The 21,890-nt window shown below is 36.5% G+C and carries 20 protein-coding genes; 17 read left to right on the top strand and 3 right to left on the bottom strand.

Annotated elements, in window-relative coordinates; translation table 11 throughout:
* Positions 1-109 precede the first annotated feature (109 nt).
* Positions 110-1,231, top strand: a complete 1,122-nt coding sequence (gene ftsW, locus GMJ66_RS11475) for a putative lipid II flippase FtsW (RefSeq protein WP_156290460.1) — start codon at positions 110-112, stop codon at positions 1,229-1,231.
* A 23-nt stretch (positions 1,232-1,254) separates the two neighbouring features.
* Entirely contained in the window at positions 1,255-4,695 is a 3,441-nt protein-coding gene (pyc, locus tag GMJ66_RS11470) for a pyruvate carboxylase (protein WP_156290459.1), read from the top strand.
* Between the two features lie 460 nt (positions 4,696-5,155).
* On the opposite strand, the gene GMJ66_RS11465 is transcribed toward pyc, so the two are convergent.
* Positions 5,156-6,115, bottom strand: a complete 960-nt coding sequence (locus tag GMJ66_RS11465; RefSeq protein ID WP_156290458.1) for a COX15/CtaA family protein — start codon at positions 6,113-6,115, stop codon at positions 5,156-5,158.
* Positions 6,116-6,561: 446 nt separating this feature from the next.
* Between GMJ66_RS11465 and cyoE the strand changes: the two genes are divergently transcribed.
* The 7 genes from cyoE (at position 6,562) to GMJ66_RS11430 (ending at position 13,173) form a co-directional block, all read left to right on the top strand.
* A complete protein-coding gene (gene cyoE, locus GMJ66_RS11460) occupies positions 6,562-7,503 on the top strand; it encodes a heme o synthase (RefSeq protein ID WP_156290457.1) in 942 nt (313 codons plus the stop codon).
* 69 nt (positions 7,504-7,572) lie between these two features.
* Complete coding sequence (gene coxB / locus GMJ66_RS11455; protein WP_156290456.1) at positions 7,573-8,625, top strand: cytochrome c oxidase subunit II; 1,053 nt, start codon at positions 7,573-7,575, stop codon at positions 8,623-8,625.
* 54 nt (positions 8,626-8,679) lie between these two features.
* Positions 8,680-10,536, top strand: coding sequence for a cytochrome c oxidase subunit I (ctaD, locus tag GMJ66_RS11450; protein WP_156290455.1), 1,857 nt, complete (start codon positions 8,680-8,682; stop codon positions 10,534-10,536).
* 1 nt (position 10,537) lies between these two features.
* Positions 10,538-11,161 carry a cytochrome (ubi)quinol oxidase subunit III gene (locus tag GMJ66_RS11445; RefSeq protein WP_156290454.1) on the top strand — a complete coding sequence of 208 codons (624 nt, stop codon included), beginning with the start codon at positions 10,538-10,540 and terminating at the stop codon, positions 11,159-11,161.
* 3 nt (positions 11,162-11,164) lie between these two features.
* Positions 11,165-11,479 (top strand): cytochrome c oxidase subunit IVB, encoded by a 315-nt coding sequence (ctaF, locus tag GMJ66_RS11440; RefSeq protein ID WP_156290453.1) that lies wholly within the window; start codon positions 11,165-11,167, stop codon positions 11,477-11,479.
* Positions 11,480-11,748: 269 nt separating this feature from the next.
* The gene (gene ctaG / locus GMJ66_RS11435; protein ID WP_156290452.1) at positions 11,749-12,660 is read left to right on the top strand and encodes a cytochrome c oxidase assembly factor CtaG; all 912 of its coding nucleotides are present in this window, start codon (positions 11,749-11,751) and stop codon (positions 12,658-12,660) included.
* Positions 12,661-12,717: 57 nt separating this feature from the next.
* Positions 12,718-13,173 carry a DUF420 domain-containing protein gene (locus GMJ66_RS11430; RefSeq protein WP_156290451.1) on the top strand — a complete coding sequence of 152 codons (456 nt, stop codon included), beginning with the start codon at positions 12,718-12,720 and terminating at the stop codon, positions 13,171-13,173.
* Between the two features lie 60 nt (positions 13,174-13,233).
* Here the strand turns inward: GMJ66_RS11430 and GMJ66_RS11425 are convergent, their stop codons facing one another.
* On the bottom strand, positions 13,234-13,599 hold the full coding sequence (locus tag GMJ66_RS11425) for a YugN family protein (protein WP_156290450.1): 366 nt from the start codon (positions 13,597-13,599) through the stop codon (positions 13,234-13,236).
* A gap of 492 nt (positions 13,600-14,091) precedes the next feature.
* On the opposite strand from GMJ66_RS11425, the gene GMJ66_RS11420 reads away from it, so the two are divergent.
* The 7 genes from GMJ66_RS11420 (at position 14,092) to coaD (ending at position 18,803) form a co-directional block, all read left to right on the top strand.
* A complete protein-coding gene (locus GMJ66_RS11420; protein ID WP_156290449.1) occupies positions 14,092-15,147 on the top strand; it encodes a CAP domain-containing protein in 1,056 nt (351 codons plus the stop codon).
* Positions 15,148-15,262: 115 nt separating this feature from the next.
* A complete protein-coding gene (ylbD, locus tag GMJ66_RS11415) occupies positions 15,263-15,679 on the top strand; it encodes a YlbD family protein (protein ID WP_156290448.1) in 417 nt (138 codons plus the stop codon).
* 11 nt (positions 15,680-15,690) lie between these two features.
* Entirely contained in the window at positions 15,691-15,924 is a 234-nt protein-coding gene (locus GMJ66_RS11410; protein WP_156290447.1) for a YlbE-like family protein, read from the top strand.
* 67 nt (positions 15,925-15,991) lie between these two features.
* A complete protein-coding gene (locus tag GMJ66_RS11405) occupies positions 15,992-16,423 on the top strand; it encodes a YlbF family regulator (protein ID WP_156290446.1) in 432 nt (143 codons plus the stop codon).
* 151 nt (positions 16,424-16,574) lie between these two features.
* Positions 16,575-16,850, top strand: a complete 276-nt coding sequence (locus tag GMJ66_RS11400) for a YlbG family protein (RefSeq protein ID WP_156290445.1) — start codon at positions 16,575-16,577, stop codon at positions 16,848-16,850.
* A 541-nt stretch (positions 16,851-17,391) separates the two neighbouring features.
* Positions 17,392-17,958 carry a 16S rRNA (guanine(966)-N(2))-methyltransferase RsmD gene (gene rsmD, locus GMJ66_RS11395; RefSeq protein ID WP_156290444.1) on the top strand — a complete coding sequence of 189 codons (567 nt, stop codon included), beginning with the start codon at positions 17,392-17,394 and terminating at the stop codon, positions 17,956-17,958.
* Positions 17,959-18,317: 359 nt separating this feature from the next.
* A complete protein-coding gene (gene coaD, locus GMJ66_RS11390) occupies positions 18,318-18,803 on the top strand; it encodes a pantetheine-phosphate adenylyltransferase (protein ID WP_156290443.1) in 486 nt (161 codons plus the stop codon).
* 19 nt (positions 18,804-18,822) lie between these two features.
* On the opposite strand, the gene ylbJ is transcribed toward coaD, so the two are convergent.
* Complete coding sequence (gene ylbJ, locus GMJ66_RS11385; RefSeq protein ID WP_197046674.1) at positions 18,823-20,037, bottom strand: sporulation integral membrane protein YlbJ; 1,215 nt, start codon at positions 20,035-20,037, stop codon at positions 18,823-18,825.
* Between the two features lie 424 nt (positions 20,038-20,461).
* On the opposite strand from ylbJ, the gene GMJ66_RS11380 reads away from it, so the two are divergent.
* A complete protein-coding gene (locus tag GMJ66_RS11380) occupies positions 20,462-21,487 on the top strand; it encodes a SepM family pheromone-processing serine protease (RefSeq protein ID WP_156290442.1) in 1,026 nt (341 codons plus the stop codon).
* Positions 21,488-21,890 lie beyond the last annotated feature (403 nt).

Below are 21,890 nucleotides of genomic sequence, written 5' to 3'. Positions count from 1 at the left end.
AAGTAAATTTTTTAATAGATTTTACATTTTTAACGATAATATGGTAAACTATTAGAAATATTTCTATTCATCTACTATTTTGGGAATACATATAGCAGGGAGTAGTAAGATGATTAAAAGATTGAAAGATTATGATTACACCTTAATCATTACCCCGATACTATTGTCAGCATTTGGACTTGTAATGATTTACAGTGCAAGCATGGTTAGTGCCGTTGTTGAAGGACGGGAAAGCACACATTATCTAATAAGACAAGGTATATGGTTTGCTTTTGGTATGATTGGTTTTATTTGCACTTCCATCTTTCCTTACAAGAATTATCAGAAATTAATGAAAGTGATTATTTTTGCTGTTATTATCCTACTGATAGGGTTATTCCCTTTTGGAAATGCCGTAAATAATGCAAAGTCATGGTATGCTTTGGGTCCGATGAGTATGCAGCCTGCAGAATTTGCAAAATTAGCTCTTATTATGTACCTTGCTTCGGTTTATTCAAAAAAACAAGCGTATATAAATGAGTTTTATCGGGGAGTATTACCACCTTTAGTTATGACTGGCATTATTTTAGGGCTGATTGTATTGCAGCCGGATATAGGTACTGCAGCAATTATTTTCTTAATTGCTTGTTCTGTCATATTTAGCTCAGGGATCAAGTTTAAGCATCTATCTATTTTAATAGCAACAGGTGTAGCCTTAATTCTTCTTGCCATTCCTTTTATGGTTACCGAAGAACGACTTTCCAGGTTTACCGGTGCTTATCAGCCATTTGAGACACCGGATTCGGATGGATACCATTTAATTCAGTCTTACTTAGCAATAGGAGTTGGTGGGCTGACAGGAGAAGGACTTGGGCAAAGTGTTCAAAAACTCGGTTACTTAATGGAAGCACACACAGATTTTATCATGGCAATTATTGCAGAGGAACTGGGCTTAATAGGTGTCATTATTGTAATTGGTATGCTTGCTATTATTGTATTAAGGGGAATCTTTATTGCTAGAAAATGTGAAGACAGTTTCGGGGCATTACTTGCAATTGGAATATCTTCTATGGTGGGTATTCAAGCATTTATTAATTTAGGAGCGATAAGTGGAATTCTTCCTATAACAGGTGTACCACTTCCGTTTGTAAGCTATGGTGGGTCCTCACTATTAGTTTTGCTAATATCTATGGGGATTTTAAATAATATTGCAATGAATGTGAACAGAAAAGAAAATGAACCTACCAATTAAAAGAATAATAGAGGAGGAATATTATGGAAGAAATCAAACGAATTAATAAAGTATTAGTTGCCAATCGTGGAGAAATTGCTATTCGTGTATTCCGTGCATGTACGGAGCTGAACATTCGTACTGTCGCTGTTTACTCCCAGGAGGATACAGGTTCTTACCACCGATTTAAAGCAGATGAAGCTTATCTGATTGGGGAAGGGAAGAAACCAATTGATGCATACTTGGATATAGAAGGAATTATTGAACTTGCAAAGAAAGTGGATGTTGATGCAATTCATCCCGGATATGGCTTTTTATCCGAGAACATCCAATTTGCGAAGCGCTGTGAAGAAGAAGGGATTATCTTTATTGGTCCAACCAGTGAACATTTAAGCATGTTTGGTGACAAAGTCAAAGCAAGGGAACAGGCCGTGGATGCAGGTCTACCGGTTATACCAGGAAGTGACGGTCCGGTAGAAACGCTTGATGAAGTCATACAATTTGGTGAAAAACACGGTTATCCTATTATCATTAAAGCATCTCTCGGTGGCGGAGGACGTGGTATGCGAATTGTCCGTAACGAGAAAAGTGTCACGGAAGCTTACGAACGTGCGAAATCAGAAGCGAAGGCTGCTTTTGGTAATGATGAGATTTATGTAGAGAAACTCATTGAAAATCCAAAACATATTGAAGTGCAGATTATCGGGGATAACCATGGCAACATTGTTCATCTTTATGAAAGAGATTGTTCAGTACAGCGTCGTCATCAAAAAGTAATTGAAATTGCTCCTAGTATTTCCTTGCCTGAGGAACTTCGTATGGAAATTTGCGAAGCAGCTGTTAAATTGATGGAAAATGTAAATTACTTGAATGCTGGTACAGTTGAATTTCTTGTAACAGATGATGAGTTCTACTTTATTGAGGTAAATCCTCGTGTCCAAGTAGAACATACGATTACAGAAATGATTACAGGTATAGATATTGTCCAAACACAAGTAAAAGTTGCTCAAGGCTATGATTTGTTTAGTAATACAATTGGAATTCCACAACAGGATAGTATTCGTACAAATGGTTATGCTATTCAATCTCGAATTACTACAGAGGATCCGTTAAATAATTTCATGCCAGATACAGGAAAAATTATGGCCTATCGTTCAGGTGGTGGATTTGGTGTAAGGCTGGATGCAGGTAATGCATATCAAGGTGCAGTTATTTCACCACATTATGATTCTTTGTTAGTGAAAGTTTCAACGCATGCACTCACATTTGAACAAGCTGCACATAAAATGGTCCGAAATTTAAAGGAATTCCGAATTCGTGGTATTAAAACAAATATTCACTTTTTGGAAAATGTAATTATGCATGAGCAGTTTTTGTCTGGTGAATATGATACAACGTTCATTGACAAAACACCTGAGTTATTTGTTTTTCCAAAACGGAAAGACCGTGGTACAAAAATGCTTACGTATATTGGCCATACAACCGTAAATGGAATGGACGGAAATAAAAAAGACAAGCCTGATTTTTCTCCATTAAAAATTCCAAAAATAAATAATATGGAGGAAGTACCACGAGGAACAAAACAAATTTTGGATGAACAGGGTCCAGAAGGGTTAGCTTCCTGGTTAAAAGAACAAAAGGAAGTATTGCTGACTGATACTACGTTCCGTGATGCACATCAATCATTACTAGCAACTCGGGTTAGAACAAAGGATTTATTACAAATTTCTGAGCCAACATCCAGGCTGCTTCCTAATTTATTTTCTGTGGAAATGTGGGGCGGAGCGACGTTCGATGTTGCGTATCGCTTCTTAAAAGAGGATCCGTGGACCAGATTGTTGAAATTGCGTGAGAAAATGCCAAATGTTTTATTCCAAATGTTACTAAGAGCGAGTAATGCAGTCGGGTACAAGAACTATCCTGATAATTTGATTCGCGAGTTCGTTGAGAAGAGTTCCAATGCTGGAATTGATGTTTTCCGAATTTTCGATAGTCTAAATTGGATTGATGGAATGAAGCTTGCAATCGAGTCCGTACGTGAAAATAATAAAATTGCAGAAGCTACAGTATGTTATACAGGTGATATACTGGATAAAGGCAGAACAAAATATGACCTGGAATATTACAAAAATATGGCAAAAGAATTGGAAGCATCTGGAGCACATATTTTAGGAATCAAAGATATGGCTGGATTACTAAAACCAGAAGCAGCTTATCAATTAATTTCCACTTTAAAAGAAACGACGGACTTACCTATTCACTTGCATACGCATGATACTAGTGGAAATGGTATTTACACATATGCACGTGCAATTGATGCAGGTGTGGACGTGGTTGATGTTGCAAGTGGTTCGATGGCAGGTCATACCTCCCAGCCAAGTGCTCAAACATTATATCATGCATTGGAAGGAAATGATCGCAAACCAAAAATCGATGTAGAAAACTATGAAAAACTTTCCGCATATTGGGAAGGGGTTCGTGATTATTACAGAGGTTTCGAAAGTGGTATGAAAGCACCACATACTGAAATATATTTCCATGAAATGCCGGGAGGCCAATATAGTAACTTGCAGCAGCAAGCAAAAGCTGTTGGCTTAGGTGAACGCTGGGATGAAGTGAAAGCTATGTTCCGTCAAGTAAATGATATGTTTGGGGATGTTGTAAAGGTAACACCATCATCCAAGGTCATTGGGGATATGGCATTATTCATGGTACAGAATAACTTAACGGAAGACGATATATATGAGCGTGGGGAGTCCATTGATTTTCCTGATTCTGTTATTGAGTTTGTTCAGGGATATATCGGTCAGCCTTATCAAGGATTTCCAAAAGAACTGCAGCGTATTATCCTAAAAGGGAAGGAACCAATCACCGTTCGTCCAGGTGAATTATTAGATCCAATCGACTTTACAGAACTTAGAAATTCATTGTTTAAAACATTAAACCGCCAAGTAACAAGTTTTGATGTCATTTCATACGCTCTATATCCAAAAGTTTTTATGGATTATCAAAAATTCCATGAGCAGTATGGTGACATGTCTGTACTGGATACCCCTACATTCTTTTATGGAATGAAGTTGGGTGAGGAAATTGAAGTGGAAATTGAAAAAGGGAAGACGCTTTTTGTTAAGTTAATTTCTATTTCTGAACCTAAACCAGACGGAACACGTACGGTATACTTTGAATTAAATGGTCAACCAAGGCAAGTAAATGTTAAAGATGTAAGCATCCAATCATCACTTGCTTCCAGACCGAAAGTAGATAAAGGAAATGAAAAACAAATTGGTGCTACAATGCCTGGTACGGTTTTAGAGGTAAATTGTTCGAAAGGTGATCATGTTGACAAAGGGGACTACCTATTAACAACAGAAGCAATGAAAATGGAAACAACTGTTCAAGCCCCATTTAGAGGAGTTATTAAAGACATACATGTAAACAAGGGAGACGGAATAGAAGTAGACGACCTCCTAATAGAATTTGAATAAGAATAGAATAAAGGAAGCAACCAAGCGAGGTTAGCTTCCTTTTTCCACGTTTGGAAAGTATAAAATAGTCAAGAAGTGGGTTCGATGTAGCTGAAATCTTAAGAGTTCCAACTATAAAAAACGAATACAGCACTAAAAGACAATCGAATGCGAGTTATTTAAAGCAATAAAAGATTTTGCTTTTACAGGAAAATGTTGTTCCATATGTGATATAAACTCCTGACTAATGAAAATTCCTATTTGTGCAGCTCTTGCAATTCGCATTCTATATCAATTCAATAACAAAAAACTTTAGGAAAAGAGTCATTAAAAAAACCGAACTATGATTCTAACTAAGAAGTTTGAATCATAGTTCGGTTTTTTCTTTTAAATCACATTTTGTCCCAGCCTCTATCTGCATAGTGGAACTGGGACAATCATCTAATAGCCAGGCGATTGTCAAGCTTTATAATAAAGATTATCATTTAATTGCAGAGTGATTAAGTTCCGTTTGTTTCTTCAAATTAGCTGAATCAGCTTTTGCACTTCTAGTTGACAGCAGCATAAAGTAGCTTAACATGCCAAAATAACAGGAAATGACTAGTGCATGCATTAAAGCGACTCCAAGGTTTAACATCGTAAAAATAATCATCGCACCGAAAAATACCTGAAGGGAAATTAATGTTAGGGTAATAATCCATCCCCAGTAAACCACTCTATGATTGCGATAGGTTTTAATCATTTTTACAAAAAGAATGATTGTCCAAATAAAAAGCAGGCCTGCTGCTAACCGGTGTCCCATTTGTATCCATTGTTGAAAATTATAATCCTGAAAAGCTAATGGTGACCCGTTATTGCAAAACGGCCAGTCCCCACAAACTAAATTGGATTCCGTGTGGCGAACCAATGCCCCAGTATATACAACAAATAAGGTATATATGGAAAGGCAGTAAATCTCTATTCGATGTTTTCTTTGGATAAATAAGGATGTTGTATCCCATTTTTTATCAATTTCAAAGATAAGCAGCATAAGTAGAAAAACAGATGCAAAGGAAACTAAAGAAATCCCAAAATGAGCTGCCAATACAAAATCAGATTGGCCCCACATTACTGCGGCTGCCCCTATTAATGCTTGAAGTACTAGCACAACCACAGACATAACAGACAGAAATTTAACTTCACGAATATGCCCAATATTTTTCCATGCCAGTACTGCTAAAAGAACAACAACGATACCCACTACTCCTGAAACAGCCCTATGGCTTAGTTCGACAACCATCTCAAAGGTAAACTCTGAGGGAATTACTTGTCCTTCACAAAGAGGCCAGCTATCTCCACAGCCATCAGCCGAACCGGTCTTTGTTACCAGTGCTCCTCCCAGTAAAATAAGAATCATACCGAAAGTTGCTACAACAGATAACCATTTTAATTTTTTGATCATAATGTTATGTATGCCTCACTTTATGATGTTTAGATGATAATTACTTGTACCTTTATATTAATATTAGATCTTTCAATAATCCAATAATATACTACATATTAAATAGTAACACGACTAGATTATATTTTCACTATCCAAAAAGTAAAAAACTCCTTGCAATATTTCCTGTAGTTTGCTAGAAATAGAATAGGGAATAATTGCTAACTCTAATACTAGCAGTCTTAAGAATACATATTTTCCCGGTAATTTCACCAGTTTTTACTTAAGTTCAGATTTTTGTCACATTTCAAAGGCGTACTCCGTGATAAGATAGTATACAATATGGCTAATTAGATTATATTATCTTTCCGTGATACAATGAATTATTGAGATTGATAAGTGTCCTTTTTAATGAATCTTTAGATTTCACAACATTGACATCGTGCTAAAAGGGGGTATAGAGGTATATGAATAAAGCGGGTGCGCCATATTCAGAAACGATACAGGACTCCTCCGTATCAAGTAGACAAAAATTAAAAAAAATCATTTCAGAAATTAAAGCTTTAGTAAAGATTGGTATTGTTAATTCTAATTTAATTACTACTTTTGCAGGTTTATGGTTAGCAATATATTTTACTGGTTCTTCCCTATCCCAGAACTGGGATTTGTTTTTCCTTACAATGATAGGAAGCGCTTTAGTTATAGCCGGAGGATGTATGGTCAATAATTGGTATGATGTAGATATTGATCCAAAAATGATTCGGACAAGAAACCGTCCTACAGTGACAGGATTTTTCTCGCTTAAGGCAGTATTGACCATGGGGATTGCTGCGACCATTATTGGATTAATACTATTGTCGTTTACCACTTTGGAAGCAGCCTTTTTTGGTTTTGTTGGCTGGTTTGTGTATGTCGTTTTGTATACGATGTGGTCAAAAAGAAAAACTACATTAAATACGATTATTGGAAGTTTTTCTGGAGCGATGCCGCCATTAATTGGGTGGGCGGCCGTGTATCCTCAGTTCCATATCGTTCCTTTTATTTTGTTTTTAATTATGTTTATTTGGCAAACACCGCATTTTCTGTCATTAGCTATGAAAAAAACGGAAGATTATAGAGAAGCAGGAGTTCCGATGCTTCCGGTTGTCCATGGGTTTGATATAACAAAGCGGCAAATCGTAGTCTATATTGCCTGCTTGCTACCGTTACCTTATTTTCTAACATCTCTGGGTACCGTATTTGTAGTTGTTGCCACATTGCTTAATATTGGTTGGCTGATTTTCGGTATAATAGGATTGTTCACAAATGATGATTTAAAATGGGCAAATATAATTTTTATCTATTCGTTAAATTATTTAACGGTTATATTTATGCTCATGATTATTGTTACGTTACCGATTTTTAATTAGTTTTAACCTTGTTTATATTTTTTATAAAATATAGATAATAGATATAAGGAGAAAGAGAGGTATGAATACATGAGTCGTTGGATGGGAAAAATGAAAGCTTTAATCATGTTAGGTTTTGTGGCCATTGTGCTTTCAGCATGTGGCAAAGAAAACTTAACTGCTCTTGACCCTAAAGGATATGGTGCAGAACAAGCAATGGACATTATGATATTGTCTATCATTATCATGGTAGCGGTCTTTATAATCGTAATGTTGGTTTTCACCATTGCTCTTGTCAAGTTCCGTGAAAAGAAAGGTCAGGAAGATTACATTCCAAAGCAAGTTGAAGGGAATCACACATTAGAAATCGTATGGACCGGAATACCAATTATTTTGGTCTTAGTTCTAGCTGTTCCTACTGTTATATCTGTATTTGATTTAGCTGATACAACAGATGCCAGCAGTTCTTTAAATGTTGAAGTTACTGGTAATCAGTATTGGTGGCATTTTAATTATGAGGGTGAAGAAATTCAAACAAGTCAGGACTTATATATACCAGTTGGTGAAAAAGTATATTTAGATATTCAAGCTTCTGATGTTATTCACTCATTTTGGGTTCCAACTATATCCGGGAAAATGGATGCCAATCCTGAAAATGTAAATACCATGTACATTGAAGCATATGAAGAAGGCGTATATTGGGGGAAATGTGCTGAACTTTGTGGCCCTTCACACTCATTAATGGATTTTAAAATTGTTGCAGTCAGTCCAGAAGAATTTGATGCTTGGGTAGAAGATATGAAGAATGTAGATCCTGAACAAACACCACAGAATGCTGTAGCAACAGAAGGACAAGAATTATTTGAAGCAAATAATTGTATGGCATGTCACGCGATTGGTTCTTCACCAGTTGCAACTGGTCCTAATTTAACCAACTATGCGAACCGTACAAAAATTGCTGGAATTTTAGAGCCGACAACAGAAAACTTAGTGGATTGGTTACTCGATCCGGAAACAATTAAACCAGGTAATAAAATGACTGGTAATTATCCTAGCCTTTCTGAAGAAGAAGCAAATAGTATTGCAGAATATCTAATGCAATTGGATCATTCTGATGTTACTCCGGAAAGTGCTGGCAATTAGATATATAGAAATAATACTTAATGGGATGAAAGACACAAAAGGGAGGTTAAAGTCTTGAGTATTGCATCTACTCAAAACAAGGGCTTCGGTGCGATTTTATGGGATTACTTAACAACAGTTGACCATAAAAAAATAGGGAATATGTATATAGCTGCTGGTGCATTTTTCTTTATACTTGGTGGTATTGAAGCTCTTATTATCCGTATTCAACTTATGGCACCAGAAAATGATTTCATTAGTGCAGGCTTATATAATGAAATGATTACTATGCACGGTACAACAATGATATTTTTAGCGGCCACACCAATATTGGTCGGTTTTATGAACGCAATTATGCCACTTCAGATAGGGGCACGTGATGTTGCGTTTCCGTTTCTGAATTCATTGGGATTTTGGCTGTTCTTATTCGGTGGAATTATGTTAAACCTTAGCTGGTTCTTAGGTGGAGCACCAGACGCAGGTTGGACAGCGTATACTCCACTTTCCACACAATCCCCAGGACACGGGGTGGATTTTTATGTAATGGGATTGCAGCTATCAGGTGCTGGAACATTAATGGGGGGCATTAACTTCCTCGTTACCATCGTTACGATGCGTGCACCGGGAATGACTTATATGCGTATGCCGTTATTTACCTGGACTACTTTTGTTGCAAGTATCTTAATTTTATTTGCGTTTCCAGCTTTAACAGTGGGCTTATTTTTACTTATGTTTGACCGCATGTTTGGTTCCGCATTTTTTGATGTTGCCCTAGGTGGTAACTCTGTTATTTGGCAACATTTGTTCTGGATCTTTGGTCATCCGGAAGTTTATATTTTGATTTTACCTGCTTTTGGTATTTTCAGTGAAATTTTTCCTGTATTTGCTAAAAAGCGGTTATTTGGATACTCATCCATGGTGTTTGCAACGTTTATGATTGCGTTCTTAGGATTTATGGTTTGGGCCCATCATATGTTTACAGTAGGTCTTGGACCAGTCGCTAACGCCATTTTCGCAGTAGCAACCATGGCGATTGCAGTTCCTACAGGTATTAAGATTTTTAACTGGTTAGCGACAATGTGGGGTGGCAGCATTCGAATTAATTCTGCAATGTTATGGTCTCTTGCATTTATTCCTTCTTTTACTATAGGGGGAATGACAGGGGTAATGCTTGCGGCATCTACTGCTGACTTCCAATATCATGACACATATTTCGTTGTAGCCCATTTCCACTACGTTATTGTTGGTGGGGTAGTATTTGGTATTTTAGCTGGATTGCATTATTGGTGGCCAAAATTATTTGGTAAAGTCTTACATGAAGGTATGGGGAAAATTGCTTTTTGGTTATTCTTTATTGGCTTCCATCTAACTTTCTTTATTCAGCATTTTCTTGGTTTAATGGGAATGCCGCGTCGTTATTGGGTATTCTTAGAAAATCAGGGCTTGGATACAGGTAACTTAGTAAGTACAATCGGAGCATTCTTAATGGCATTAGGTTCTATCGTTTTTGTCATCAATGTTGTTTATACAACGATGAAAGGTGAAAAAGCTTCCGCTGATCCATGGGGTACTGGGCGTACACTGGAATGGGCAATTTCATCACCAGCACCAGAATATAACTTTAAACAGTTACCATTGGTTCGTGGATTAGATCCATTATGGATTGAAAAAATGGATGGAAACGTAAAAATGACTCCGGCAGAGCCTTTAAATGATATTCATATGCCGAATGGTTCCATCTTGCCATTAATTATGACAATAGGGTTCTTTATTGCTTCTCTTGGATTTATTTATCAAGTAGATAGCAAGGCATGGCTAATCGTTCTATATGCTGGGATGGCAATTGCTTTAGGATGCATGCTGATTCGATCCCTGAAAGATGACCATGGCTTCCATATTCATAAAGAAGACCTAGAAAGGGAGGCTGACTAATATGAGTCAAGATCATTCCTTAAATCCTGAATCTTTTCCACAGGATCCAGCCAAAGCAACCCAAGAAGGTAAACATAAATATATTGGTTTATGGTTCTTCTTAGGTGGGGAGACAGTTTTATTTGCTTGTTTATTTGCAACATACTTGGCATTACATCAGTCAACTGCAGGTGGACCATCTTCACAGGATTTATTTGGCTTAGAACTTGTGTTTATTATGACAATTTTGTTATTAACAAGTTCTTTAACCAGTGTGTATGCTATTTATCACATGAAAAACAACAACTTTAAGAAGATGCAATTGTGGTTTGGAATTACTGCGTTACTTGGTATCGCATTCCTTGCATGTGAAATATATGAATTTGCACACTATATACATGAGTATGAATTTACTTTTCGTTCCTCGGCATTTGGATCAGCTTTCTATACCTTAGTTGGCTTCCATGGAGGGCACGTTGTGTTTGGCTTGAGCTGGTTAATTGCATTGATGGTCCGAAATGCAAAACGGGGATTAAGCTTGTATAATGCACCTAAATATAATACTTTTGCTATTTACTGGCATTTTATTGATGTCGTTTGGGTGTTTATTTTCACTGTAGTATACTTGATGGGGATGGTGAGTTAATTTATGACTGATCACACGAATAAACTGAATTCCTTCAGAAGGCATAAGCAAAAAGAAGAAATGAAACATCAAGTTATTACTTTTGCACTAATGATTATCTTTACATTAATTGCATTTCTTGTTGTTGCAGCAGGAATGGATAAGACTTATGTAATTCCGGTTATACTTACACTAGCTGTCGTGCAAGTTGGGTTTCAGTTTTACTATTTTATGCATATGAAAGACAAGGGACATGAAGTAATTGCAGCTTTAATATATGGTGGCATATGGATTGCCATCATAACCATTCTTACTTTTACGACTATTATTTGGTGGTAAAATAATAACAATACAGATGATAACTAAAGAGATCGGGATGTATATCCCGATCTCTTTATACGTTAGGAAAGTATAAAATTTTAGCAAAGTTTTTCGACGCAGCTAAAATTTTAACGTCCTAAGTATAAGAAAAACTACCCATTCGCTAAAGGACGAGCGAATGCGAGTTTTTCTAAAGTGTTTGTTTATAATTTCGTCACATTCTAAATAGGTTTCCACTATCTGTATATTGTATAATAAAGAAAATATCCATTTTGGAGTGAGTATGTATGTGGCTAGAACTGCAGATATTTGGCTTTCGTGCATTATGGAGCCCTTACTTTTTTATATTTCTTCTTGTAATAGCAATTGCGTATTATCTTATAACTGGTCCATACCGTCATATATTTGGCGGCGACACAAGACCAACCCGGATCCAGCAATTTTCGTTTTATATCGGTATCGTTTTAATTTATATTGCGAAAGGATCGCCTGTCGATTTATTATCCCATATCATGTTAACAGCACATATGACTCAGATGGCAATCTATTTAATCATCGTTCCCATTTTAATCATAAAAGGGTTGCCTGTATGGATATGGAAAAAAATATACCATGTTCCAGTGCTCGGCAATATTATTGACTTTTTAACAAAGCCTATTATTTCTCTATTATTTTTTAATGGATTGTTTAGCCTGTATCATATTCCAGTAATCTTTAATTTTTCTAAGTCGTCACCAATGGCACATACTATCATCCATCTATTTTTATTAATCGCTGCATTTATTATGTGGCTTCCGTTGCTGGCACCTGTTAAGGAGTTGGATAAATTAAAACCGTTGCTGAAAGTAGCCTATATTTTTGTGAATAGTGTACTTATTACCCCTGCCTGTGTTTTAATTATATTTGCTTCAGCCCCTCTTTATGCTGCTTATACACATGATGGGGCATGGCTTACTGCTTTAAGCCTCTGTGTTCCGGCAGATATTTTGACTGGGATTGCTTCAGAGCTATCCGGACCGGAAATGTTCTCACCGCTAAGTATCATGGGAGACCAGCAATTAGGTGGTATTATTATGAAAGTGATTCAGGAATTTACATATGGTGCGGTGTTAACAAGTGTGTTGTATGGTTGGTTTAAGGCGGATGGATCTAAAATTGATGAATTACCTAATACCAATACAACATTAGAAACACATTAATTGAGTTTGATTAATAAAATTATGATATATTTTTTATAGAAAGGAATTATGCAAATTATGCCTTTTTTACCGACACTAAGTACATTTTTCATACTTTTGAGTGCAATATTCGTTGCATTCGGGTGGAGATTTATAGCTAAAGGGCGAGTTAAAGCCCATAAAATAACAATGATTGCTGCATCTGTAAGTGCTTTGTTGTTTTTCATCATCTATATGTCACGGACGATATTTGTAGGAAATACGCGTTTTGGAGGACCCGCTGAATTAGAAATATACTATACAATTTTCCTTATATTCCATATTATCCTGGCAACAACAGGGGCAATTTTCGGAATTATATCCCTAACACTTGCATTTAAGCGTAAGATTGAAAAGCATCAAAAGATTGGTCCTGTCACATCAATCATATGGTTTTTTACAGCAATTACGGGAATTATGGTTTACTTATTCTTGTATATTCTTTTTGATGTAGGAGAAACAACTAATCTTTTTAAGGCTATATGGGGGTTTTAACTTAAAAGGGTGTGAACTTGAAATAAGTTCACACCCTTTTAGTAAATTAGAGAATGATAATTACTTTTTATATGGTTCGAGTTCTTCAGCTACTTTAGATAGTAACGTTTTTGCGCGTTCAACCATACTTTCAGGAAATTCTTCTCCTTCTCCATATTCGACACCGTGAGGGTAATAATGCTTCCCTAAGAGAGGGGTTAACAGTTTAATTACAGCATCGCCGCTATCCACGTCCCCTTCGATAGCATAACCTTGAATACGAATATAGTATGTAATATTCTTTTCTTTAGACCCAATTTTGTAATCATAAGTTACCCGTTCATAATCCCATTGACCAGCACGAATAAAAGCATGTTTTCCGGTAAGATGATCAAGAGGTTTCAAATCTAATACCGCATCTTCAATTCCAGTGTTTTCTATCTTCATTTTCTTCACCTCGCATAATTGTCCTCATTATCTTATAATAGTACGAAAACGCTTAAGATGCAATTGAAAAAATTATAAATAATATAAGTATATTGATTAATAGCAAAGGCTGTTTCCAAAAGGGGGGTTGCTTTTTGCAGAAAACTTTAATTTGAGATAAATACTATTGCTACGGAAATACACTACGCGCACCTTAGGGTGGCTGGTGAGCCTCATCGTGCTGTCTTCTTTAGGGGTCTCACCGATGCCATTTTTCCCGTAGGAGTCTCCGTGTATTTCCTCCGAGGAGGCTAAAGCGTTGCCCTAAAGTGCGCGACTGCCTGGAGCGGAAATCAACGTTGCACAATACTAGTTCGAAGTTTATATCAATTCAGCAATAAGAGCTATAGAAAAACAAATTATCTTAAAAATGATAGAGAAAAGAGAATGTATCCTCTTATTTTGACATAGAATGAAGTATATTTAAAATCGGAAAAGGGGAATCGGTTGAAGATGCGGTTTATTCAAAGCTTAGTATTAGTAATGATTATTGCTTTAGCAGTCTTTTATTTTATGGAACAAACTGATATGTCCGAAGATAAGGCTATGGAAAATACAGTTGATTTCGTGAAGGAAAAGAGAAGTGTGCTGGATACAAAAGTCGTTCCTGAAGAATTATTTAGAGAGAATATTTTTAGGTGGATTAGCCAAACGGAAAATGAATTGCTGGAACAATTTGGGGAGCCTTTACGAAAGGATCCAAGTGCATATGGATATGAATGGTGGGTTTATAAGAAAGCAAATTCTGAATATGTACAATTTGGAGTTTTGGATAAAGAAATTGTTTCCATATATGCTACAGGTGACCATTTAGAACTAGATCCAATTTATATTGGACAAGCATATGAAGAATTACAGAATGAGTTTAATTTTTCCGATGAAATCACCTATAGTGAAACTTTATCTTCTTATACTTTTCGATTAACAGAGGAAGATGTGAAAATTCGTCCACTAGTTAAAGTCTCCAATGAAGTATTTATGCAATTATACTTTGATTCATTTACAGAGGAACTTTCTTCTGTTCGCATTTTAACAGCTGATACCCTGCTAAAACATCGTCCATATGAAATTGTTTATCGAGGAGAATTGCCAGGGGAACCCAACATGAGTGAAGAAGAGTGGAAAGCTGTCGAAAAGGGGATGGAAAAGCAAATTTATGATATTACAAATGTAATGCGTGAAAGACAAGGTAAAAAAGCTCTGGAGTGGGAGGATACGGTCAGTGAGGTTGCTTACGAGCATAGTAAGGATATGGCTGAAAATGATTATTTTTCCCATTTTGGGCTGGATGGAGAAGGTTTAAAGGAGCGATTGGCTGCTAAGGAAGTTTTCTACGTGTCAGCAGGTGAAAATATTGCTGCACAATATACAGATGCACCAGCTGCAATGGAAGGGTGGCTCAATAGTGAAGGACACCGTGAAGCATTGTTTAATGACGAATATACCCATATTGGGGTCGGTGTTTATCGTCTTCATTATACACAGAACTTTTTAGCACAAGCATTATAATTTCATTTAGTACATTAGTAAAATTCACATTTCACACGATGGATGCACGATTAGCACAGTTAAATGACAGCAGCATATTTTATATAGTATAAATGACTATCTATGGGGTGAGTTTATGGAAAATGAAGACCAGAAATTGCATCCATCTGTTGTATCGTTTAAACAATTTGTCAACAAATATCCATTGTTGCTCAGAGAAATAAGAAAAAGCGGTAGAACATGGCAAGAGTATTATGAAAAATGGGTATTGTTAGGTGAAGAAGACCCCTATTGGGATCAATTTAAAGAAAAAGATGATCAAACGACGAGACAGTCCAGAGCAAAGTCTAAAGATAAGGCAGAAGAGAAGAATTTTGAGTTGATGAGTCAGTTAATGAAGTTAACCGAAAACATAGATATGAATAAAATACAGAACCAAGTGTCTAATCTGAATAAAACCATAGCCTCTGTTCAGGAATTGGTTGACCAATTTCAGCATCCACCACATCAAAATGCACAACACTCCCGTCCGTTTAATTGGTTTCGGGATTAAGGAGAGATAATATGGACCCATCTGTCTATCAGTTTCTATCGAATCGACCAGATTTAGTCAACTTTATTCGATATAACCCGATTTGGTACCGTTATTTAACTAGAGACCCCAACAGTTTACGTGAAATGGAAAAAGAAGCAAAAATATTTTATGGAAAAACACTTCCACAAAGAATGGAAAGGTTCGGAAATAATGTTCAAATGTTAAATATGCTTGCCAAATTTGCTGGAGCTATGAAGGATTAGAACAAAGAAATCTTAATATGTTTTCAGAAAGATAAATAAATGATAAAATATGATTGGAGGTGTTTTGATGATAGCAACTTTGGAATATGTAGATATTCTGGATCATTCTGAGAAACTTGGTAAAATGGTTATGGAATCAGAGGTTATGGAAGACTACAAGAAGTCTCGGGTTGCACTTGATGAAGATAAAGAAGCGCAAAAGCTGATTAAGGCTTTTAATGATATGAAAAGTCACTACGACGATATACAGCGTTTTGGAAGGTATCACCCTGACTACAATGAAATAATGAAAAAGGTTAGAACGACAAAACGTGAAATGGATATGAATGAAAAAGTGGCATCTTATAAAATAGCAGAACGCAACCTTCAAAAACTATTGGATGAAATTAGTCAATATGTTGCAAACAGTGTAAGTGAACAAATCAAAGCACCTAGAGATGGGGCAGCATTGACAGATAGTGGTTGTGGACATGGGGGAGCATGTGGATGCGCCTCTTAAATTCGGCTAGCCTTCAGTAGTTTCTGAAGGTTAGTTGAATAACTATTATTTTTACATACATAAGATCTTTTTCTAAGTTTAATTGCTTTTTAAATATCACAGTAGCTATAACTGTTTTTAATATACTATACGAAATAGTGAGGAATTAGAAATGAGAACGAATCGACAGGGCTTGATTATTTGGTTTCAACATATGAAGAATTTGAAACAAATTAAGCGTCATGGAAACTTAATATATGCTTCCAGGAGATTAAAGTATGCTGTTCTTTATGTGAACAAGGCAGATATCGATTATATAGAAACAAAATTGTTAAAACTCCCCTTTGTATCAAAGGTTGAAAAATCCTATAGGCCGTTTATTCGAACAGATTATGAAAATGCTAAACCGGATAAAGCAAAACAATACGATTACAAAATGGGAATCTAATGGGAAGATAAAGATTGGAAAAGCTATGATTTAGCGAGGCCACTCCCTGTGTTACTATCCTGAAAGCTTACTTGAATCATCTACTTTTAGCTTTGCGGGGGCATTTACAACTTGTCATGATATTTACGGAAGGATGCTAACATTCTTAGCCGCATGGAAGAAGTAACTACTAAGCTAAAATTTTATACTTTCTAACGTAAAAAAATAAACCTGCAGAAATCATTCTGCAGGTCCCTTTGTTTTTTCTAAGAAAAACAAATAGGCAAAGGGAGAGGAGAAACCGGAGGAAGAACTTATGGGGAAGTTTAAGTCTTCTCCGTGTTTTGAAACAACTAATTAAGTAGTTGTATCATTATTATTATGTACATGGAGATTTTTTAATATACATTAAAAATACAATTAATTTCTTATTAGTTTGCAGCACTCTCTTTTTATGGTAGGATAAAAAGCAAATAAAATTTGAAAGTATGTTTAAAGAGGATGTTCAAAACACGCACTTAAAAGACTATTGCTTTCAACATACGTTAATAGAGGTGGATACATGAGGGTCATTGCTGGGGAATTTAAAGGAAGACAATTAAAAGCAGTTCCTGGTAAATCAACAAGACCTACTACTGATAAAGTGAAAGAATCCGTATTTCAAGTAATTGGCCCGTTTTTTGATGGTGGTAAGGTTCTCGATTTATTTGCAGGAAGTGGTTCATTAGGAATAGAGGCAATAAGCAGAGGAATGACTTCAGGTGTTTTTGTAGATAAACACCCGAAAGCAGTACATACAATAACAGAGAATATAAAAGCTTTAAGGTTGGAAGACAGCGTAGAGGTTTTTCGTGCAGATGCTTTTCGTGCGTTGAAAGCGTCTGCAAAAAGAGAAATAATATTTGATTTAATTTTATTGGATCCTCCATATGGAAAAGTTGATTATGTAAAATTAATAAATCAGATTGTAGAGTTTCAGTTGTTGTCTGATGATGGGATTATTTATTGTGAGCACGATCCCAAAGAGGATTTATCTGGTATGAAGCATTCATTTGAAATATTGAAGCAAGATAATTATGGAGGAACGATAGGAATAACGATATTAAGAAAAGCGCAAGCGCCCGTTTAGCGACGTACGGACTGCGCCTGGCCATGCCAGGTGGTTCGGTGTTGCCGCGCAAAGCGGCGGTTAACCGAACAGTCCCCGTAGGAGATAAAGGAAACATGCCCCTTTATAGGGGTATGCCGACGCCTGAGCGCTGGCCCGCTTTTAGTCGGCCTTCCTTAAAAAAAGTGAGTTGATGTTGACTTTCACCGCAAGGGTATAAGTGCGACTAAGCCTCTGGTTTCACCAATCGGCAAGTCTTCTTTATCGTACGGAGGTGAGGGAAGTCCGCTAGTCGCTGGGCGATGGAGCTAGACATCTAAGCGCAAAAATTTATACTTTCTTATTTTTATAAAAAGAAGAACTAAAAGGGAGTTTATTCTATGGGAAAATTAGCAATTTGCCCTGGGAGTTTTGACCCGATAACCAATGGGCATCTGGATATTATTGAACGAGCATCTGGGATATTTGAACAAGTTATTGTTGCTGTATTTAATAATCAGGCGAAATCACCTCTATTTACTGTTGAGGAGAGGGTAAAGCTGCTTGAAGAGTCTACCAATCATTTACCTAATATCATTATTGATTCTTCTGACCACTTGCTTATGGACTACGCCAAGGAAAAGCATGCAGACGCTGTTATTCGGGGACTCAGAGCTGTAAGTGATTTCGAATATGAAATGCAGATTACCTCGATGAACCGAAAGCTAAATCCTGAGGTTGAAACATTATTTATGATGACAAATAATCAATATTCCTTTCTTAGTTCAAGCATGGTAAAGGAAGCAGCAAAGTATCATGGGGATATATCGGGATTGGTTCCGAATGTTGTTCAAACAGCATTAAAAGAAAAATATCATCATGCGTAGAAAAGAGGATGTTGCAGTTTTATGCAACATCCTTCTTTATACTCCTCCTGTATAAGATGATTGCAGCAATTCCCAGGAAAGCAAATGTTATTAACGGCCCGGCTTCTCTAATTACTTCTAATGATGAAACCCAAAAACTTTCAGTTGCCTGTCCTGAAACGGGCATGTCTTCTGTTTCAATCGTTTTTCTATCAAGATATAGCGGTTTATAAAGGATGATAGTTAGTAAACTTCCAATCGTACCATGAAGAATGCGTGCAAAGAAATATGGAGTAAAGCTTATATCTGTTTTTGCTAAGATACTAGCAACTTGAGCTTGTACAGAAAAACCATTAAAGCCTAAAATAAAACTGACGAGAATTGCCTGTTGCAGTAAGGTGTCTGTAGTTACTTTGGATATCATGTCAGCACCTATCGTGATCTCAAACAACCCTGAAAAGAAAGGCAGTGCATATTCTGCAGGTAAAGTTAAAAAACTTAACAGCAGTGCAAAAATATTAGCAATGAATGTAGATACCCCAACTAGAAATAGAATTTTAATTAAGACGGAAAATAATACGATAAACCCACCAACCATTACTAAAGATTTAATTGAATTTAAAATAGCATCCCCCAGTATTTCTCCAAATGGCCGCTTGTCCTTTAATCTCGTTTCATGCATTTCAAAGAATGCTCTTTTTAACGAAACCTTTTTATTTTTATCTGTTGTACGGTGTTCATTTTTTCTCCCATAAAAACGCATGCTCATTCCAACAAGCGTATTTCCTACATAATGACAGGTTGCCAATAAAACACCCAACTTAGCATCGTGAAAGAATCCAACTGATATGGCACCAAATATAAATAATGGACTGGAATTATTTGTAAAAGATACGAGTCTTTCTGCTTCTACCTTACTAAGCTGATTTTGCTCTCTTAATCGTGAGGCAATTTTAGCTCCTGTTGGATATCCGCTTGCCATTCCCATCATCCAGCCAAAACTGCCTACACCAGGAATATTAAACAGTGGACGCATAATAGGCTCAAATAAAACACCAATAAACTTTACAACCCCGAATGAGATTAATAATTCAGCTGCAATGAAAAAAGGAAGGAGAGAAGGGAAAACGACTTCCCACCATAAATTTAGTCCACGAATGCTAGCTTCTAGGGCCGGATCTGGAAATTTGATTAATGAGATTGTAATAAAAACAGTTATACTTGAAAATAATATTGTCTTCATGATTTGTTTCAAAAAGGATGCCCCCTAGTCAGTTACTGTTTCCTGCTGTTTCTGCTCTTTTCTGTACATATAGTTGGGTTAGTAGTAAAATAATTTTACTGAAAACTTTTTGCTGGCAGGTTCAATCTGGAAAAAGTTTGTACAAGTCTATATCAATATACGCACATACATCCCTCATTTATGCCATACACTTTTATTAAAAGTATCTATTTCTTACGTGAATAATTGCTGTTAAGACCTTTAATTACAGTAATATAGTTACTTTTAGGAATATAAATGTGGGTCAACAGAAATTAAACACCTTATCTTGTTTCTAACAAGCAGTGGAGGAGGATAGAAACCTCCACACACTCTGTTTGACTTGGAGCTAAATAAAGGATGACTTTTTAGTGTATTATTTACTTTGTAATTCGATGGAAGGGGACAAACCGTAAGAATGAATTTCTCAAAGAAAAATGTTGTATATTTAATGATTGTTATCATATTGGCTTATTTCTTAGCTTCTTATCAGCTTCCATATTACATACAGAGACCAGGAGGAGCAGACGCATTAAATCCAATGGTGGAAGTAGAAAATGGCTTTGAGAGTAAAGGAGATATGCATCTCGTAACAGTTAGCGGTTTGCAGGCAACTCCAGTTCAATATGCATTGGCTAAAATTTTCCCCCATAATGAGATTCTTCCAATAGAACAAGTATTTCCTGAGGGAGTTTCACAGCAAGAATATATGGAAGCACAGCTGCAAGTTATGGAAAGTTCTCAGGAAGCCGCAACTGTTGTTGCTTACAAAGCTTCAGGAAGTGATATATCCATCGAATATAATGGAGTATATGTTGTCTCTGTTATCGAAGAAATGCCCGCGGATGGAAAATTAAAAACAGGGGACCGCATTATTGGCATCGATGGAGAAACGATTGAAGAAGCGAATGATTTGATAAATTATGTAGAAAAGAAACAGGCAAACGATACCATTACATTAGAATTTGTAAGAGAGGATAAAAGGATGACAGAAAATATTACGCTGGAACCTTTTGATGATTTGGATGGTAAAGTCGGGGTAGGTATCAGTCTTGTAACGGACCGAAGTGTTACGGTGGAACCCGGAGTGGAATTTTCAAGTGGCAGCATTGGAGGACCAAGTGCAGGCTTAATGCTTTCTTTAGAAATATACGATCAGCTTAGAGAAGATGATTTAACAAAAGGTTACGAAATCGCGGGTACAGGAGAAATTGATTATGACGGAAACGTACATCGTATTGGTGGTATAGATAAAAAAATTATCGCTGCTGACAGAGAAAGCATTGATATCTTCTTTGCACCATATGAAAATGGCGCAAAAGATTCTAATTACGAAATTGCTAAACAAAAAGCAGAAGAAATCGGTACAGATATGCAAATTATACCTGTTAATACGTTTTATGACGCATTAGAATATCTGGAGAACCTAGAAGAAAAAGACTAGCTGGAAGAAGCTAGTCTTTTTTCGTTAGGTGTAAAATGCAAGCCGTGAGTGGGGTTGACGAAGCTTTGAATTTTGACTTCCAAACATAAAACAAACGAACATAAATGTGCTCGTTTGCAAGATTTTATTCAGTAAAGCAGCACTTTTCGCAAAGCTACAAGAAGGTGATTGAAGTAGAAAATCATATATTAATTCTAGGAGTCGCTTCGTTAAAAGAGACGAGGGAATGTGAGTTTTCCTGAATGGTTCTCTAAAAGAGTTCTAAATTTGCAAACAGCGACACATGAGCGGGCGGTGATTTCCGCTTTGTGCAGTCGGCACCTTAAGGAGATGCTTGAACCTCCTTGCGAGCAAAAACCGCTCACTGCAGCTCAGCGTATTCGCTTTTCCAAAAGGTGTCGAT

Origin of the sequence: Oceanobacillus salinisoli (genome assembly GCF_009733865.1) — a bacterium.
Classification (GTDB): domain Bacteria; phylum Bacillota; class Bacilli; order Bacillales; family Amphibacillaceae; genus Oceanobacillus; species Oceanobacillus salinisoli.
The sequence above is the reverse complement of the archived record's forward strand: the minus strand, read 5'-3'. Positions and strand labels throughout refer to the sequence as shown.

Coding starts and splice junctions, on each gene's coding strand:
- ctaF (WP_156290453.1), top strand. CDS start 11,165: ATGACTGATCACACGAATAAACTGAATTCCTTCAGAAGGCATAAGCAA.
- GMJ66_RS11400 (WP_156290445.1), top strand. CDS start 16,575: ATGAGAACGAATCGACAGGGCTTGATTATTTGGTTTCAACATATGAAG.
- GMJ66_RS11410 (WP_156290447.1), top strand. CDS start 15,691: ATGGACCCATCTGTCTATCAGTTTCTATCGAATCGACCAGATTTAGTC.
- ylbD (WP_156290448.1), top strand. CDS start 15,263: ATGGAAAATGAAGACCAGAAATTGCATCCATCTGTTGTATCGTTTAAA.
- GMJ66_RS11445 (WP_156290454.1), top strand. CDS start 10,538: ATGAGTCAAGATCATTCCTTAAATCCTGAATCTTTTCCACAGGATCCA.
- GMJ66_RS11425 (WP_156290450.1), bottom strand. CDS start 13,599: ATGAAGATAGAAAACACTGGAATTGAAGATGCGGTATTAGATTTGAAA.
- GMJ66_RS11420 (WP_156290449.1), top strand. CDS start 14,092: ATGCGGTTTATTCAAAGCTTAGTATTAGTAATGATTATTGCTTTAGCA.
- pyc (WP_156290459.1), top strand. CDS start 1,255: ATGGAAGAAATCAAACGAATTAATAAAGTATTAGTTGCCAATCGTGGA.
- GMJ66_RS11405 (WP_156290446.1), top strand. CDS start 15,992: ATGATAGCAACTTTGGAATATGTAGATATTCTGGATCATTCTGAGAAA.
- cyoE (WP_156290457.1), top strand. CDS start 6,562: ATGAATAAAGCGGGTGCGCCATATTCAGAAACGATACAGGACTCCTCC.
- coaD (WP_156290443.1), top strand. CDS start 18,318: ATGGGAAAATTAGCAATTTGCCCTGGGAGTTTTGACCCGATAACCAAT.
- coxB (WP_156290456.1), top strand. CDS start 7,573: ATGAGTCGTTGGATGGGAAAAATGAAAGCTTTAATCATGTTAGGTTTT.
- GMJ66_RS11380 (WP_156290442.1), top strand. CDS start 20,462: ATGAATTTCTCAAAGAAAAATGTTGTATATTTAATGATTGTTATCATA.
- ctaG (WP_156290452.1), top strand. CDS start 11,749: ATGTGGCTAGAACTGCAGATATTTGGCTTTCGTGCATTATGGAGCCCT.
- GMJ66_RS11465 (WP_156290458.1), bottom strand. CDS start 6,115: ATGATCAAAAAATTAAAATGGTTATCTGTTGTAGCAACTTTCGGTATG.
- GMJ66_RS11430 (WP_156290451.1), top strand. CDS start 12,718: ATGCCTTTTTTACCGACACTAAGTACATTTTTCATACTTTTGAGTGCA.
- rsmD (WP_156290444.1), top strand. CDS start 17,392: ATGAGGGTCATTGCTGGGGAATTTAAAGGAAGACAATTAAAAGCAGTT.
- ftsW (WP_156290460.1), top strand. CDS start 110: ATGATTAAAAGATTGAAAGATTATGATTACACCTTAATCATTACCCCG.